This window comes from Streptomyces sp. NPDC090045 (assembly GCF_044747975.1).
Lineage (GTDB): Bacteria > Actinomycetota > Actinomycetes > Streptomycetales > Streptomycetaceae > Streptomyces.
This window is the reverse complement of sequence record NZ_JBIVFA010000001.1, coordinates 579,294-595,411: the sequence shown is the minus strand read 5'-3', so window position 1 is coordinate 595,411 and position 16,118 is coordinate 579,294. Positions and strand designations below refer to the sequence as shown.

Sequence of the window (16,118 nt, the reverse complement as noted above, 5' to 3'; positions counted from 1 at the left end):
GTCAGCCCTTGGTGCTCTTGTAGCCCCGCCCCCACTGGAGCCCCCAGCCGTACAGCCGGTCCAGCTCGGCCTGGAACCCGTACACGAACTTCACCTCGCGCCGCACGACCAGCTCGCCCTTGACCTTCTCCAGGGAGACCACCGCGCAGGAGCGGGCCTGCGGGTGCCGCTCGTCCAGCGGGATCTCGATCCGCGGCCCCGTGACGGGGAAGAGGGTCACCATGGCGTGCGTCCGGTCGAAGGCCGGCGTCTGGTCGTAGATGTAGACGAAGACCAGCAGCCGCTTGATGTCGTCGGCGTGGTCGAGATTGACGTAGAGGGTCTCCCCGGAGGCCGAACCGAACCGGTCGTCCCCGCTGAGCTTGACGAACGGCGGGTCGTTGAGGTCGCCCAGCAGGTTCCCCAGCGGCTGTACGGCGCCGCGGGTGCCGTCGGTCAGCTCGTACAGGCAGCCCATGTCGAGGTCGACGTTGACCATGCCCTGGGTGTGCGCCTGCACCATGTCCGGCTTGAACAGTTTGAACGGGTGCCGGAAGAGCTGGCCGCTCTGGCCGGAGCGGCCGCCGATGTCCGAGGTGCGCATGCGCCAGGACAGATTGACGCGCAGATTGCCGTGGACGGCCCCCTGTTTGGTGAGCGACACCGTCGGGTGCCGCTTGGTCAGCTCGATCGCGTTCGACGAGGCGCTGCCCGACTGGAACTGCACGGCGCGGCTGCCCATGATGCCGTCGAAGAAGCCCATCCCCCTACCCCCCTGATCCCCTGGTCCCCTGATCCCTGTGGCGCCTGCGGAAGCGGGGCGGCCCGCCGGGTCCGTGGACCCGGTGGACCGCCCCGCATTGGAGCGTTCCGCATTACCGCCGCGGTCATGCCTCGGCGGTGGAACCCTCCAGTTCCAGGCGCTTGTTGCGGCGCACCGAGGACCAGAAGGACCATCCGATGAGCAGCACGCCGATGAGACCGGTGATGATCTCGTTGATCTCGTACTGGATGGTGATGAGCAGGATCACGGCGAGGGCGCCGATGGCGTAGTGCGCGCCGTGCTCCAGGTAGACGTAGTCGTCGAGGGTGCCCTGACGGACGAGGTAGACCGTCAGCGAACGGACGTACATGGCACCGATGCCGAGGCCGAGGGCCATGAGCACGATGTCGTTGGTGATGGCGAAGGCGCCGATGACCCCGTCGAAGGAGAAGGAGGCGTCGAGGACTTCGAGGTAGAGGAACATGAAGAAGGCGGCCTTGCCGGCCATGGCGACGGCCGAGACGGGCTTGCCGGTCCTCTTGGCCTCTTCCTCCGCCTCGTGCTCGGCCTCCTCCTCTTCCTCGAGCTTGTTCTCGAAGTAGCCGGAGAGGCCGCCGACGATCATGTAGGTGATCAGGCCGAGGACGCCGGAGATCAGGACGGTCTGCGCCTTGTCCACGTGGATGCCGCCGTGCTGGTGGGCGTTGGCCCCGACGGTCATGGAGGCGATGACCAGGACGATCAGCGCGATGCAGGCGGACAGCATGTCGATCTTGCCGAGCTTGGCGAGCGGACGCTCCAGCCAGGCGAGCCACTTGATGTCACGCTCCTCGAAGATGAAGTCGAGGAAGATCATCAAAAGGAACATGCCACCGAACGCGGCGATGGACGGGTGCGCGTCGGTGACGAGCTGCTCGTACATCTCCTTGTCGTTGATGGCCAGTTCCACGGCCTCGATGGGCCCGATCTTGGCGCTGATCGCGACGATCACAACGGGGAAGACCAGTCGCATACCGAAGACCGCGATGAGTACGCCGATGGTGAGGAAGATCTTCTGCCAGAAGGCATTCATCTTCTTCAGGATTCCGGCGTTGACCACCGCATTGTCGAAAGACAGCGAGATCTCGAGGACCGACAGGATCGCCACGATGCCGAAGGCCTGCCACCCCCCGTAGAACACCGCTGCGACCAGACCGAGCGCAGTGATTGCGAACGACCAGCCGAAGGTTTTGAGAACCACTGGCACCCCATCGTCTTGTACGGCTTTACGAAACGTTGACCCCGAAGTCTAGAGCGATGCCCCTGAGCCCCGACGCGTACCCCTGCCCCACCGCTCGGAACTTCCATTCGCCCCCGTACCGGTAGACCTCGCCGAAGATCATCGCGGTCTCGCTGGAAGCGTCCTCGGAGAGGTCGTAGCGGGCCAGTTCCTGTCCGTCGGCCTGGTTCACGACGCGAATGAAGGCGTTGCTGACCTGGCCGAAGCTCTGCCGACGGCTGTCCGCCTCGTGGATGGAGACCGGGAAGACGATCTTGTCCACCTGGGCCGGCACCTTGGTCAGGTCGATGATGATCGACTCGTCGTCGCCGTCACCCTCGCCGGTGAGGTTGTCCCCCGTGTGTTCGACGGAGCCGTCGGGGCTCTTCAGGTTGTTGTAGAAGACGAAGTACTCGTCCCCCAGCACCCGGCCGCTGTTGCACAGCAGCGCGCTGGCGTCGAGGTCGAAGTCGGCTCCCGTGGTCGAGCGCGCGTCCCATCCGAGACCGATCAGCACCCTGGTGAGGTTCGGTGCGGCCTTGGACAGGGAGACATTGCCCCCCTTGGCGAGTGTGACACCCATGTTGTGTTCCTCCCCGACGACGGTGTGGCGATGCGATGTGGCGGTGTGGCGGTGCAGCGGTGTGGCCGTTCATGTGTACGGCGATGTGGTGAACCGCGTCCGGCGCCGTACACACAGTGCACGGCGCCGGACGGATGGACTGCTCGGGGTCAGACGTTGACGCCGAAGTCCTGCGCGATGCCGCGCAGGCCGGAGGCGTAGCCCTGGCCGATGGCACGGAACTTCCACTCCGCGCCGTTGCGGTACAGCTCGCCGAAGACCATGGCGGTCTCGGTCGAGGCGTCCTCGGAGAGGTCGTAGCGGGCGAGCTCGGTGTTGTCGGCCTGGTTCACGACGCGGATGTACGCGTTGCGGACCTGGCCGAAGCTCTGCTGGCGGCTCTCGGCCTCGTAGATCGAGACCGGGAAGACGATCTTGGCCACGTCGGCCGGAACGCCGGCGAGGTTGACCTTGATCGCCTCGTCGTCGCCCTCGCCCTCACCGGTGGTGTTGTCACCGGTGTGCTCGACCGAGCCGTCGGGGCTCTTCAGGTTGTTGAAGAAGACGAAGTTCGCGTCGCTGGTGACCTTGCCCTGGTCGCTGGTCAGGATCGCGCTGGCGTCGAGGTCGAAGTCGACGCCGGTGGTGGTGCGAGCATCCCAGCCCAGACCGACGATGACCGCCGTCAGGTTAGGCGCGGCCTTGGTCAGCGAGACGTTGCCGCCCTTGCTGAGGCTGACTCCCACGGGTCCTCCATTGGGTTCTGTGTGGGGCGGTGCCCCGTCGTGCGGTTGCTACCGGATCAACGTTTCGATCCTAGTGACGGGTTCCCGCCCGTAAGCGGTTTTCGCAGGGAACTGCGCGTACTGGCCCTGGCAGACTCGCTCAGAGGCTGTCGAGCGCCTTGATGTACTCGTTCAGGTCACGTGCGTCGGGCAGACCGTTGACCACGGTCCAGCGCACCACGCCGTCCTTGTCGATGACGAAGGTGCCGCGGACCGCGCAGCCCTTCGCCTCGTCGAAGACGCCGTACGCGCGGGAGGTCTCCCCGTGCGGCCAGAAGTCCGACAGCAGCGGGTACTCCAGGCCCTCCTGCTCCCCGAAGACCCGAAGGGTCGGCACGGAGTCGTTGGAGACCGCGAGGAGCTGCACGTCGTCGTTCTGGAAGCGCGGCAGCTGGTCGCGCAGCTCGCACAGCTCGCCGGTGCAGACTCCGGTGAAGGCGAAGGGGTAGAAGAGCAGCACCACGGCCTTCTCCCCCCGGAAGTCGGAGAGCCGCACGGTGGCGCCGTGGTTGTCCTTGAGCTCGAAGTCCGGGGCCTTGTCGCCGACCTCGATCGCCATCTGTCGCATCCCTTCGTTCCTGCATCACTGCGTTGGGCTGTTCGGGTGAGACACAGCTTAGGGCGGCCGGAGCCGGTGAACGCGTACACCCCGCCGACCGGGGCCGACGGGGTGTACGAGATGTCCTCGAAGGACGCTGCTCAGCGCTTCTTGGCGGCAGTCTTGGGCGTCACCAGCTTGGTGGCGGCCCACTCCTTGCCGACGGGGGCGCCCTTGGCCAGCGAGAGACCTGCGGTCTCCGCGGCTTCCTGGATGTCGCTGGCCTCGACGTAACCGGGACGGCCCGTCTTGGGGGTCAGCAGCAGGATCAGTGCGCCGTCCTCGATCAGCTCGGTGGCATCGACCAGTACGTCCGCCAGATCGTCGGCGTCGGGTTCCTCTCGGAACCACAGCAGTACGGCGTCCGCGACGTCGTCGTAGTCCTCGTCGACGAGTTCGCCGACGAGCTCCTCGACGACATCACGGAATTCCTGATCGACGTCGTCGTCGTAGCCGATCTCCTGGACCACCTGTTCGGACTGGAAACCCAGCCGGGCGGCCAGGCTCTCCGCGTGGTCCGCGGTCGCGCTCACGGGGTGCCTCCTGCTCATGTTCGGTGAATGTCTTCGGCGGCGCGCGTACGCGCAGCATTGGGCGTAGTCCACACGGGCGCGGCGGATCGCGCAAGTACCCGGCCGCCGAGACCGTCGAAACGGTGACGATTGCGGCCGTCTCGCCGCAACTTTCAGCCTTCCCGTGTGGACCTCTGGTGATTCATCCCACACCATTCCAGCTCATTCGGCATCATCGGCGGCCCTCGACTGCTTTCCTACCTGTTTGAGCGACGGACGGTCTCCCGGGGCCGGCGCCCGGCTCGGGCGTAAGATCGCGTTTTGTCCGGACCCGCCACCGATCTTCCGGCCATTACCCGGTGGTAAAGATGAAGATTTCGGTCGAGCGTAAGAGCATGGGAGGCGCCGCACCCAAGGCACGACTCCCCCGACAGCGAAGGAACAGCGTGGCTTCCGCATCCGATCGCAATCCGATCATCATTGGCGGCCTGCCGAGTCAGGTCCCGGACTTCGATCCGGAGGAGACGCAGGAGTGGCTCGACTCCCTGGACGCCGCAGTCGACGAGCGGGGACGTGAACGCGCCCGCTACCTGATGCTGCGGCTGATCGAGCGGGCTCGCGAGAAGCGCGTGGCCGTGCCCGAGATGCGCAGCACGGACTACGTCAACACGATCGCCACCAAGGACGAGCCGTTCTTCCCCGGCAACGAGGAGATCGAGCGCAAGGTTCTGAACGCCACCCGGTGGAACGCGGCCGTGATGGTCTCGCGCGCCCAGCGTCCCGGGATCGGGGTGGGCGGCCACATCGCCACCTTCGCCTCCTCCGCCTCCCTCTACGACGTGGGCTTCAACCACTTCTTCCGGGGCAAGGACGAGGGCGACGGCGGCGACCAGATCTTCTTCCAGGGCCACGCCTCCCCCGGCATCTACGCCCGCGCCTACCTCCTGGACCGGCTCTCCGAGCAGCAGCTCGACGCGTTCCGCCAGGAGAAGTCGAAGGCCCCGTACGGCCTTTCCAGCTACCCGCACCCGCGGCTGATGCCGGACTTCTGGGAGTTCCCGACCGTCTCGATGGGCCTCGGCCCGCTCGGTGCGATCTACCAGGCCCGGATGAACCGGTACATGGAGGCGCGCGGGATCGCGGACACCTCCAAGTCCCACGTTTGGGCGTATCTCGGCGACGGCGAGATGGACGAGCCGGAGTCGCTCGGCCAGCTGTCGATCGCCGCCCGCGAGGGCCTGGACAACCTGACCTTCGTGGTCAACTGCAACCTGCAGCGGCTCGACGGCCCGGTGCGCGGCAACGGCAAGATCATCCAGGAGCTGGAGTCGCAGTTCCGCGGGGCCGGCTGGAACGTCATCAAGCTGATCTGGGACCGCTCCTGGGACCCGCTGCTGGCCCAGGACCGCGACGGCATCCTGGTCAACAAGATGAACACCACCCCGGACGGGCAGTTCCAGACGTACGCCACCGAATCGGGCGCGTACATCCGTGAGCACTTCTTCGGGGACGACCAGCGGCTGCGCGCGATGGTCGCGAACATGACCGACTACCAGATCCAGCACCTGGGCCGTGGCGGGCACGACCACAAGAAGGTCTACGCGGCGTACGCGGCGGCCAAGGCCCACAAGGGCCAGCCGACGGTGATCCTGGCGCAGACGGTCAAGGGCTGGACGCTCGGCCCGAACTTCGAGGGCCGCAACGCGACGCACCAGATGAAGAAGCTGACGGTCGACGACCTCAAGCGCTTCCGCGACCGCCTGCACATCCCGATCACCGACCAGCAGCTGGAGGGCGGGGCGCCGCCGTACTACCACCCGGGCCGCAACTCCCCTGAGATCCAGTACATGCACGACCAGCGCAGCTCGCTGGGCGGCTACGTGCCGACCCGGGTGGTGCGCGCCAAGCCGCTGGAGCTGCCCGGCGACGCGACGTACGCGGCGGCCAAGAAGGGCTCGGGCCAGCAGTCGATCGCCACCACGATGGCCTTCGTCCGCATCCTGAAGGACCTGATGCGGGACAAGGAGATCGGCAAGCGGTTCGTGCTGATCGCGCCCGACGAGTACCGCACCTTCGGCATGGACGCGTTCTTCCCGAGCGCCAAGATCTACAACCCTCTGGGCCAGCAGTACGAGGCGGTCGACCGCGACCTGCTGCTCGCGTACAAGGAGTCGCCGACCGGCCAGATGCTGCACGACGGCATCTCGGAGGCGGGCTGCACGGCCTCGCTGATCGCCGCGGGTTCGGCGTACGCGACGCACGGCGAGCCGCTGATCCCGGTCTACGTCTTCTACTCGATGTTCGGTTTCCAGCGCACGGGTGACCAGTTCTGGCAGATGGCCGACCAGCTGGCGCGCGGTTTCGTCCTCGGCGCGACCGCCGGGCGGACCACCCTGACGGGTGAGGGCCTGCAGCACGCCGACGGTCACTCCCAGCTGCTGGCCTCGACGAACCCGGGCTGCGTGGCGTACGACCCGGCCTACGGCTACGAGATCGCGCACATCGTCCAGGACGGTCTGCGGCGCATGTACGGGCCGGAGGCGGAGGACGTCTTCTATTACCTGACCGTCTACAACGAGCCGATCCAGCACCCGGCCGAGCCGGCGGACGTCGACGTGGACGGCATCCTCAAGGGCATCCACCGGGTGTCGCGGGGCACCTCCGGCATCGTCGGGGCGCAGCTCATGGCCTCGGGCGTGGCGGTGCCGTGGGCGCTGGAGGCGCAGCGGATCCTGGCCGCGGAGTGGAACGTCCGGGCGGACGTCTGGTCGGCGACCTCCTGGAACGAGCTGCGCCGGGAGGCGGTCGAGGCGGAGGAGCACAACCTGCTCCACCCGGAGGAGGAGCAGCGCGTTCCGTACGTGACGCGGAAGCTGTCGGGTGCGGAGGGGCCGTTCGTGGCGGTCTCGGACTGGATGCGGGCGGTCCCGGACCAGATCTCGCGCTGGGTGCCCGGCCCGTACACCTCGCTGGGCGCGGACGGCTTCGGTTTCGCGGACACGCGCGGCGCGGCCCGGCGCTTCTTCCACATCGACGCGCAGTCGGTGGTCCTGGCGACGCTCACCGAGCTCGCGAAGACCGGTCAGGTCGACCGTTCGGTGCTGAAGCAGGCCGTCGACCGGTACCAGCTGCTGGACGTGGCGGCTGCCGACCCGGGCGCGGCGGGCGGAGACGCCTGACGCCTGCGGCGGGCCCGGCGGGGTGAGGGCGGGCCGTACGGTCCCGGTCCGCCCCGCCTCCCGCGCACGGCGTGCGGTCCCGCGCGGGTCCCGGCTCCGGCCGGGGCCCGCGTTTCTTTACGCGTTGCTTACGATGCTCGGCATGAAGGAACCCTCCCGTCAGGTGCAGTGGGAACGCCGTACGCAGGCTCCGCTGCTGGTGCTCGCCGTGGCCTTCGCCGTGGCGTACGCCGTGCCCATCGTCGCCCCCGACGCGACCTCGGACGTGCACCGGGCCTGCTCCCACGTGGAGTGGCTGGTGTGGGGTGCCTTCGCCCTCGACTACCTGGTGCGGCTGGGCCTCTCGACGAACCGCAAGCACTTCGTCCGGACCCACTGGCTGGACCTGGCCGCCGTGGTGCTGCCGCTCGTGCAGCCGCTGCGGCTGCTGCGGCTGGTCGCCACGCTGATGCTGGTGGGCCGGCGGGCCCGGATGGCCCCGCAGATCCGGCTGACGACGTACGTGGCCGGGGCGGTCGTGGGGCTGCTGATGTTCGGCTCGCTGGCGGTGCTGAGCGTGGAGCGGGACGCCCCGGACGGGAACATCAGGAACCTGGGCGACGCCGTGTGGTGGTCGTTCACCACGATGACGACGGTCGGGTACGGGGACCACTCACCCACCACCGGACTCGGCCGGGTCCTGGCCGTGGGCCTGATGCTGTCGGGGATCGCCCTGCTCGGTGTGGTGACCGCCAACATCGCCGCCTGGTTCATCTCCCGCTTCGAGCGCGACGACCAGGTGGAGCGGCTCCAGCTGGCGGCCATCCGGGAGCTCCGTGAGGAGGTGCGGGCGCTGCGCGGCGAGGTCGCCCGGCTGGGCGGCACGGCGGCCACGGCGGGGGCCGGGGCCGCGACCGGCACCCCGACCTCGCCCGCGACCGCGCCTGCGACCGCGCCTGCGACCGCGACCGCGCCTGCGACCGTGACCGCGCCCGACCAGCCGAGCGCCCCGGCGCAGCGGGAAGCTACCTCTCCCACACCTTGAACGCCCGCACCTGGTAGGGCGACTGGGGCAGCCAGACCCCGTCGCCCGGGTAGGTCTGGAACTCGCCGGTCTCCGCGCACTCCGCCGACTGGTACGTGGTCACCGGCCGCCCGGTGCGGTTGCTCAGCGACTGGGCGCTGGTCCCGGCGGGCAGCGCGGTGCAGCTGTCGACGGCCAGGGTGCTGAGCTCGTGGGTCCGCTTGGTGCCCTTGAACTCCGGTTTCGCCCACAGGCACAGCTGCCCGGTCGCGCAGGCCCCGAGGGCCGGCGGGCCCGCGGCCTGGGCCGTGGTGACGGTACTCGGGATGAGGGCGGTGAGGGCCAGGACGGTCGCGGCCAGGACGGTGGTGACGCGCGTGGTTCCACACGTACGCATGACGGGTCAACTCCTTGTGGACGGCGGGCGCCCGGACCGATTCCGGGGCCTCGCAGACACCACGCTGACCTGCGGTGACGGGCGGGCGGAAGGGGCCCCGGGCGGGTCCACCCGGATAGGCGACGGCCCCGCCGGAACCGTCCGGCGGGGCCGTCGTACGTACGGAGTTGACGCTTCCGGGAGCTGTCGGAGCGCGCCCGCGCCCGCCCCGGCAGGGGTGGGGCCCCGGACGGCGGCCGACCCGAACGTGTCATGCGCGGCCGGCCGCACGCACGGGCCCGGGACGGCGGAACGGCCCTTCGCAAACGGCTTAACGCGACGGTCGCGGCCCGCCGGTCACCGGTACGCTGACCGCCCACTCGGCGTCGGAAGGGAGCCCCGGAGTGATGATCGACGAGCGGTCGGCGCCGGCGGCACCGGTGCCCGGACTGCGGGAACGCAAGAAGCGCCGCACCCGGAACGCGCTGCTGCGCGCCGCGCTGCGGCTCTTCCTCTCCCAGGGCTACGAGCGCACCACCGTCGACGAGATCACCGACGCCGTGGACGTGTCCCAGCGCACCTTCTTCCGCTACTTCGCCAACAAGGAGGAGGTCGTCTTCGCCGTCCAGGATCTGACCGAGGCGCACTTCGTCGCCTCCCTGCACGCCCGGCCGGCCGCCGAGGGCCCCCTGGAGGCCATGCGGGGCGCGGCGCTCGCCGCCTGGGACACCGTCGAGGAGGCCCTCGCCGACGTGGTCCCGGTCGACCTCTACATGCGCAGCTACCGGCTGATCGAGTGCACCCCGGCCCTGCTCGCCGTCCACCTGCGGCGCTCCACCGAGCTGGAGGAACGGATCTCCCTGCTGATCGCCGCCCGCGAGGGCCTGGACGTGGACGCGGATCCGCGGCCACGGGTGGCCGTCGCCGCGTTCTGCGGCGTGATGCGGGTCACGGGGCGGCTCTGGGGGCAGGGGGAGGACACCAGCGTGGCCGCGATCCGGCGGCTGACGGAGGCTTACCTCGACCGCATCGGCCCGTCGCTGGCCGCGAGCTGGCGTCCGGAGGCCGCCGGGGCCTGATCGCCGGGACTCCCCGGGGAGTTGTAGCGGATCACCCGCGTTCCGTAAGGGGTCCCACGGTCGGCCGTGAGTCCTGTCACCCAGGGCGCCACGGCCGGTGGAGGTCTCCTACGCTGGTCCCAGTGAATCTGTCCGGCCTCGCCCATCCCCCCGTCCCAGGCGCCGACCCGCGCCCTGCCGCCCTGCGCGCACTGCTCGCGCTGGCGGTGGTCTTCATCATGCTGGCGACCACCGGCTGGACGGCCGTGCACCGGCCCGAGGGGGGCACCCCACTGCGGGCCGCCGCGCTCCAGGCCTGGGCCAAGGCCAGGATCGACGGCCGGCCGGTACCGCCCGCCGACGCCCCCGTACGGACGGTGGCCCGGTACTTCGCGGCTCTCGACGGGGCGCAGCGGGCCCGGCTCGCCGACGGCTATCCCTTCGTCGTGGGCAACCTGGAGGGGGTTCCGGTCGCCACCCGCTACCGGGCCAACCTGCACGGCCTGGAGCATGCCCGCGGGGTCGAGGACGCCCGGAGCCGGGACGTGTCCCTGACCCCGGCCGACCGGGCGGAGGCCATCCGGCGCTCCCACCGCTTCGCCTCGCTCGCCGCCCCCGGACGACAGATCCTCGCCTTCGATCCGACCGGCGGCGGCCGCGTGGCCGAGGTCTTCGGTGACCTCGACCGGGCCCGCCGGGTCTCGGTGATCGTGCCCGGTGTCGACACCGACGCACTCACCTTCGAGCGCACCCAGCGCCGCCTGACCTCACCCGTCGGCATGGCCGAGTCCCTGTACGCGGCGCAGCGCGCGGCGGCGCCGGACGGCCGGACGGCGGTGATCGCCTGGGCCGGCTACACCGCGCCCGCCGGGGTGGGCATGGACGCCGCCACGGGCCGGATGGCCGTCGAGGGTGCGGTCCGGCTGAAGGCGCTGACCACGTCCCTGCCCGGGGGCTCGGGCGTGGCGCTGTTCTGCCACAGCTACGGATCGGTGGTGTGCGGGGTCGCCGCGCACGAGCTGCCGGCCCGGGTGACGGACGTGGTGGTGGCGGGCAGCCCCGGGATGCGCGCTCCGAACGTCGAGGGCCTGCGCACCTCGGCCCGGGTCTGGGCGACGCGGGACGAGGGCGACTGGATCGCGGACGTACCGCACCTGGAGGTCGGCGGGGTGGGTCACGGCGCCGACCCGGTGTCCCCGGAGTTCGGGGCGCGGCTGCTGTCCTCGGCCAGGGCCCGGAGTCACACCGGCTATTTCGCGCCAGATACGGACTCGGTGGAGAACTTCGCCAAGATCGGAACCGGCGCGTTCGCTTCCGTTGTCTGCGCGACCGGGGACGACGCCTGCCGACGTGGAATTTCCGGGACAGAGGCGGACCGACGCGCGTAGAGGCGCGAAAAACGGGCCCGGCACCGAGGGGCGACGCGCGGGGGCGCCGCCCTTTACGATGTGCCGCATGGGTGACGTACTGGCCGGAAATCATGCCGTCTGGGAGTTCGACTCGGACTCGGTGCTCATCCGCTTCTCACGGGGGATACGAACGCCGAGAGTGCCGAGGCTCCTGCACGCCCTCGGATCGCGCCGGATCCCCTTCGAAGCGGTGTCCGAGGTGACCGTGACCGCCGGGAAGCGGGACACGGTGGTTCTGCGTGCCGTCCCGCGGCCGGGCGCGGATCCGCTGATCGAGGCCGCCGCCGGGCAGCTGAAGGAGAACTGCGACCCGTACCGGCTGGTGCTGCCGGGCGACCGGGCACCGCACGCCGCCGCTTTCGCGGACGCCCTGCGGTCCCGGCTGGGGCCGGATACCGCCGAGCCGGCCGACCGCTTCCTGGTCGAGGCGGCGCAGCCGCCGGTCCACCTGAAGGCGTTCGACGCCCGGGTGGACTTCGACGGATCGGCGGTCACCTTCCACTGGTCCCGTACGGGTGCCACCGGCACCAAGTGGAAGGCCGGCGACCAGCGCGTCCCGCTGGCCTCCCTCACCGGCGTCGAGTGGTGCTCCCCGGAGGGCCCGGGCGGCCACCTGAGGCTCCACGTGCGGGACACCCCCTCCGATCCGCGCCCGGACCACGACCTGACGGCTGCCGTCTTCGGCGTGGGCTACGGGGCGGTGCACGAGTCGCTGCCGTTCGCGGCCGCGGTCCTGGCCGCGGTGCGCGGCCGCGCCCGGGTCGGCGCCGTGAACTCGGTCCCGGCGGCCCGCACCGGCGGCGACCGGATGCGGCACCTGGACGAGCTGCACAGTGCGGGGCTCCTCACGGACGCCGAGTACGTGGAGCTGCTGGACCGCTTCCGGTCCTAGGGGGACCTCACCAACACGCCGGGCACAGGGGCCCGTTGACATCGTCCGTTCCGTGCAGCACCCTTTCACTACTTAACTAGTGAAAGGGTGCTGCACGTGCTCGAGTACCGCATCGACCGGCGCAGCGGCATGGCCACCTACCTGCAGATCGTCCACCAGACCAAGCAGGCCCTGCGCCTTGGCCTCCTGGAACCGGGCGACAAGCTGCCCACCGCGCGCGAGGTCGTCGAGGCGACGGCCATCAACCCGAACACCGTGCTCAAGGCCTACCGGGAACTGGAGCGCGAGGGCCTCGTGGAAGGGCGGCGGGGCATGGGCACCTTCGTACGGAAGTCCCTGGGCAGCGCCCCGGCCGACTCCCCCCTGCGGGCGGAACTGGCCGACTGGGCACGGCGCGCGCACGCCGCCGGGCTGGAACGGGACGACGTGGCCGCGCTCTTCACATCGGTACTGGACCAACACTTCAAGGGGGAAGACACGTGACGGACGATCCGGTGATCGAGGCGTCCCGGCTCGGGGTGCGCTACGGACGGCGGCGCGGCTGGGCGCTGCGCGACTGCTCCTTCCAGCTGCCCGCCCGGCGGGTCTGCGCGCTCGTAGGCCACAACGGAGCCGGCAAGTCGACCCTGCTGGCCCTCGCGGCGGGACTGCTCCGGCCGACCGAGGGAACCATCGACGCGCCGCCGCGCGAGGAGACGGCCTACGTGGGCCAGGACAAACCCCTCTACCCGCAGCTGACCGTCGACGAGACCCTGCGCATGGGCCGCGAGCTCAACCCGGGCCGCTGGGACGCGAAGAGCGCCGAGCGGATCGTCGATGAGGGCGGACTCGACCGCGGTGCCAGGGTCCGGACCCTCTCGGGCGGCCAGCGCACCCGGGTCGCCCTGGCCCTCGCCCTCGGAAAGCGCCCCGCCCTGCTCCTGCTGGACGAACCGATGGTCGATCTCGACCCGCTCGCCCGGCACCGGCTCATGGGGACGCTGATGGCCGACGCCGCCGAGAACGGCACGTCCGTGGTGATGTCCTCGCACATCCTCACCGAGCTGGAGGGCGCCTGCGACCACCTGCTGCTCGTCGACGGCGGCCGGATCCGCCTCTCCGGCCCCGTCGACGAGGTCGTCGCGGCCCACAGCCTGCTCACCGGGCCCGCCACGGCCCTCACCGACCTCGCCGTGCACACCGTCGTCGAGTCCCGCACGGCGGGCCGCCAGCTGACCGCCCTCGCGAGGCTGAGCGGCCCGGTCGACACGGACACCTGGCACACGGCCCACCCGTCCCTGGAGGAAGTCCTGCTCGCCCACCTGCGCTCTCCGGACGCTCCGGCCCTCACCATCCGTCCCTTCGCCGCCGAGGGGGCTCGAGCATGAGCGTGCCGATCTTGAAGGGCCCCCGCTGGGTCACGGTCCGCCAGCACCGGCGCGCCCTGTGGGCGCTGCCCGCCGCGGTCGCCGCGAGCCTCGCCGTCGTCAGCGCGCTGCGCTGGTGGGCGGGCAACCCCGCCCGCCTGCTCTGGACCGTCCCGGACGGCCCGCTGCGGGTGGCGATGGACTACGGCGGCAAGGGGATGCTGCTCCTGCCCCTGCTGGTGGGGGCCTTCGTCGCCGGCCCGATGGTCGCCCGCGAGCTGGAGAGCGGCACCTACCGCCTCGCCCTGACCCAGTCGACGACACCGAGGGCCTGGCTCGCATCGAAGATCACGGTGGCGGCGGCGGCCGCGGTGGCCTGCTCGATCGCCCTGGCCGGGGTCTACCGGCTCGGCTGGGCCCCGCTCGAAGGCACGTACCGGTTCTCGTGGGCGGACCGGGGCCCGTACGAATCGCTCGGCACGGTGCTCGTCGCGTACTGCCTCCTGGGCGTGGCCGTCGGAGCCCTCGTCGGCCAGCTCGTACGGCGCACGCTCGCCGCCATGGCGGTCACCGGGCTCGTCACCGGCCTGGTGATGGCGGCGCTCGGCGCCCTGCGGTGGTCCTTCCTGCCCGTACGGACCGTGACCGGGCCGACCGCGGGAGGGCCGCCGTTCATCGGCGACGCCCTCATGATGGACCTCGGACTCACCACGGCCTCGGGCGGGCGCCTGCCCGAGTGGGCCTGCTTCGAGCGGACCCACAACCTCAGCGGGTGTCCCGACGACCTGAACGTGACCGGGTGGTACGTCGACCACCACCCGGCCTCGCACTACTGGCCGACCCAGTCCATCGAGACGGCGGCGGTCCTGGCCCTGGCCGCCCTCGCCCTCTGGGCGGCCTTCGCGGTCCTGCGCACCCGGTTCCGCTGAGGCGCACCCGACGCCCGGGAGACCCGCTCCTAGCCCTCGCGGGCCTCCGAGGTCGCGCTCATGTCCGGGTAGCGGTCGCCCGCGACCTGGGCGGCGATCGGCTCCAGGCGGGCCAGCTGCGCCTGCGTGAGGGTGATCCGGGTCGCGGCGGTGTTCTCGCCCAGCCGGCCCGGCTTGCGGGTACCCGGGATGGGGATCACGGTCAGCCCGTGCACCTGCGCCCGCTGCTGCACCCAGGCCAGGGCGATCTGCGCCGGGGTCGCCCCCAGCTCCCCGGCGATCTCCCGGACCGGGGCCAGCAGCGCCGCGTTGGTCTTCGCGTTCTCGCCGGTGAACCGCGGCTGGTGGCGCCGGAAGTCGTTCTGCGACAGCTCCGCGGTGGCGTCGGCGAAGGCGCCGGTCAGGAAGCCCCGGCCCAGCGGGGAGTACGGCACCAGCGCCACGCCCAGCTCCGCCGCCGCGCCCACCGCGCTGCGCTCCACGCTCCGGCTGAAGAGCGACCACTCCGACTGGAGCGCCGCGATCGGGTGGACGGCGTGCGCCTCGCGCAGTTCGGCGCCGGTGACCTCGCTGAGCCCGAGGTGGCGCACCTTGCCCTCCCGCACCAGCTCCGCCATGGCGCCGACCGACTCGGCGAGCGGCACGGCGGGGTCGCGCCGGTGCATGTAGTAGAGGTCGATGACGTCCACGCCGAGGCGGCGCAGGCTGTCCTCGACGGCCCGGCGGACGTACGCGCGGTCGTTGCGCACGCCCCGGTAGGCGGGGTCGTCGGTGCGCTCTATGGCGAACTTCGTCGCCAGGGTGATCTCCTCCCGGTGCGCGGCCACGAACGTGGCGAGGAACTCCTCGTTGCGCCCCCGCCCGTAGATGTCCGCGGTGTCGAAGAGGGTGACCCCGGCGGCCAGCGCCGCGTCCAGGGTCGCGCGGGCGGCCGCCTCGTCGGTGTCCCCGTAGAACTCGCTCATGCCCATGCAGCCGAGGCCCTGGACGCCGACCAGCGGGCCGCCCTTGCCGAGTTCGACCTGGTCGATCTTCGTGGCTTCCGTCATGGCTGTGCCTTCCCCGAGTAGATGTCGATCTTGTAGTCCAGTACGGCCAGCGCGTCCGTAAGCTCCGAGATCCGCGCCCGCACCTCGTGCCGCGTCCGCTCCAGCAGCTCACGGCGCTCCCCGACGGTGTGCGCGCCCTCACGGACCAGTTCGGCGTAGCGGACCATGTCCGCCACCGACATCCCGGTGGCGCGCAGCTTGCCCACGAAGGCCAGCCAGTCGAGGTCCTTGTCGGTGAAACGCCGCTGTCCCGCGTGGGAGCGGTCCACGTGCGGCATCAGGCCGATCCGCTCGTACCAGCGCAGGGTGTGCTGGGTCAGACCGGTCCGGGCCTCGACCTCGCTGATCGTGTACCGCGTCTGCGTCAGGCTCTGGCTCATGACCCCACGCTAAAACCCTGGAGTGCACTCCAAGCAAGTA

The 16,118-nt window shown here is 70.6% G+C and carries 17 protein-coding genes; 8 read left to right on the top strand and 9 right to left on the bottom strand.

All coding sequences use genetic code 11. The features are described from left to right. Nucleotide 1 precedes the first annotated feature (1 nt). From ACIPYQ_RS02720 to ACIPYQ_RS02695, 6 genes are all read right to left on the bottom strand, one after another. Nucleotides 2-742 (bottom strand): Tellurium resistance, encoded by a 741-nt coding sequence (locus ACIPYQ_RS02720; RefSeq protein ID WP_401245481.1) that lies wholly within the window; start codon nt 740-742, stop codon nt 2-4. A gap of 124 nt (nt 743-866) precedes the next feature. Continuing rightward, a complete protein-coding gene (locus tag ACIPYQ_RS02715; protein ID WP_401245479.1) occupies nt 867-1,982 on the bottom strand; it encodes a DUF475 domain-containing protein in 1,116 nt (371 codons plus the stop codon). A 25-nt stretch (nt 1,983-2,007) separates the two neighbouring features. After that, the gene (locus ACIPYQ_RS02710) at nt 2,008-2,583 is read right to left on the bottom strand and encodes a TerD family protein (protein ID WP_319721464.1); all 576 of its coding nucleotides are present in this window, start codon (nt 2,581-2,583) and stop codon (nt 2,008-2,010) included. A gap of 149 nt (nt 2,584-2,732) precedes the next feature. Further along, entirely contained in the window at nt 2,733-3,308 is a 576-nt protein-coding gene (locus ACIPYQ_RS02705) for a TerD family protein (protein WP_030009302.1), read from the bottom strand. A 139-nt stretch (nt 3,309-3,447) separates the two neighbouring features. Next, on the bottom strand, nt 3,448-3,906 hold the full coding sequence (locus tag ACIPYQ_RS02700; RefSeq protein WP_351291141.1) for a peroxiredoxin: 459 nt from the start codon (nt 3,904-3,906) through the stop codon (nt 3,448-3,450). Nucleotides 3,907-4,046: 140 nt separating this feature from the next. Beyond that, nucleotides 4,047-4,478, bottom strand: a complete 432-nt coding sequence (locus ACIPYQ_RS02695) for a DUF3052 domain-containing protein (RefSeq protein ID WP_319721465.1) — start codon at nt 4,476-4,478, stop codon at nt 4,047-4,049. Between the two features lie 425 nt (nt 4,479-4,903). On the opposite strand from ACIPYQ_RS02695, the gene aceE reads away from it, so the two are divergent. Both aceE and ACIPYQ_RS02685 read left to right on the top strand, forming a co-directional pair. Then, a complete protein-coding gene (gene aceE, locus ACIPYQ_RS02690; protein ID WP_361769404.1) occupies nt 4,904-7,636 on the top strand; it encodes a pyruvate dehydrogenase (acetyl-transferring), homodimeric type in 2,733 nt (910 codons plus the stop codon). Between the two features lie 142 nt (nt 7,637-7,778). Beyond that, a complete protein-coding gene (locus tag ACIPYQ_RS02685; RefSeq protein WP_401245476.1) occupies nt 7,779-8,660 on the top strand; it encodes a potassium channel family protein in 882 nt (293 codons plus the stop codon). On the opposite strand, the gene ACIPYQ_RS02680 is transcribed toward ACIPYQ_RS02685, so the two are convergent. Next, nucleotides 8,641-9,036 (bottom strand): peptidase inhibitor family I36 protein, encoded by a 396-nt coding sequence (locus ACIPYQ_RS02680; RefSeq protein ID WP_401245474.1) that lies wholly within the window; start codon nt 9,034-9,036, stop codon nt 8,641-8,643. The genes ACIPYQ_RS02685 and ACIPYQ_RS02680 overlap by 20 nt on opposite strands. 386 nt (nt 9,037-9,422) lie before the next feature. Here ACIPYQ_RS02680 and ACIPYQ_RS02675 point away from each other — a divergent pair, with 386 nt between their 5' ends. The 6 genes from ACIPYQ_RS02675 (at nt 9,423) to ACIPYQ_RS02650 (ending at nt 14,649) form a co-directional block, all read left to right on the top strand. Next, a complete protein-coding gene (locus ACIPYQ_RS02675) occupies nt 9,423-10,094 on the top strand; it encodes a TetR/AcrR family transcriptional regulator (RefSeq protein WP_401245472.1) in 672 nt (223 codons plus the stop codon). Between the two features lie 218 nt (nt 10,095-10,312). Next, entirely contained in the window at nt 10,313-11,461 is a 1,149-nt protein-coding gene (locus tag ACIPYQ_RS02670; protein WP_401246086.1) for an alpha/beta hydrolase, read from the top strand. A gap of 67 nt (nt 11,462-11,528) precedes the next feature. Beyond that, entirely contained in the window at nt 11,529-12,374 is an 846-nt protein-coding gene (locus ACIPYQ_RS02665; RefSeq protein ID WP_401245470.1) for a DUF4429 domain-containing protein, read from the top strand. A gap of 96 nt (nt 12,375-12,470) precedes the next feature. Beyond that, nucleotides 12,471-12,857 (top strand): GntR family transcriptional regulator, encoded by a 387-nt coding sequence (locus ACIPYQ_RS02660; protein WP_401245468.1) that lies wholly within the window; start codon nt 12,471-12,473, stop codon nt 12,855-12,857. Continuing rightward, nucleotides 12,854-13,741 (top strand): ATP-binding cassette domain-containing protein, encoded by an 888-nt coding sequence (locus tag ACIPYQ_RS02655; RefSeq protein ID WP_401245466.1) that lies wholly within the window; start codon nt 12,854-12,856, stop codon nt 13,739-13,741. The genes ACIPYQ_RS02660 and ACIPYQ_RS02655 overlap by 4 nt, the downstream gene beginning before the upstream one ends. Beyond that, nucleotides 13,738-14,649, top strand: a complete 912-nt coding sequence (locus ACIPYQ_RS02650; protein ID WP_401245464.1) for an ABC transporter permease — start codon at nt 13,738-13,740, stop codon at nt 14,647-14,649. Before ACIPYQ_RS02655 ends, ACIPYQ_RS02650 begins: the two co-directional genes overlap by 4 nt. Nucleotides 14,650-14,678: 29 nt before the next feature. Here the strand turns inward: ACIPYQ_RS02650 and ACIPYQ_RS02645 are convergent, their stop codons facing one another. Both ACIPYQ_RS02645 and ACIPYQ_RS02640 read right to left on the bottom strand, forming a co-directional pair. Beyond that, entirely contained in the window at nt 14,679-15,698 is a 1,020-nt protein-coding gene (locus ACIPYQ_RS02645; RefSeq protein ID WP_401245462.1) for an aldo/keto reductase, read from the bottom strand. Further along, nucleotides 15,695-16,078, bottom strand: coding sequence for a MerR family transcriptional regulator (locus ACIPYQ_RS02640; protein WP_401245460.1), 384 nt, complete (start codon nt 16,076-16,078; stop codon nt 15,695-15,697). Before ACIPYQ_RS02640 ends, ACIPYQ_RS02645 begins: the two co-directional genes overlap by 4 nt. Nucleotides 16,079-16,118: the final 40 nt, after the last annotated feature.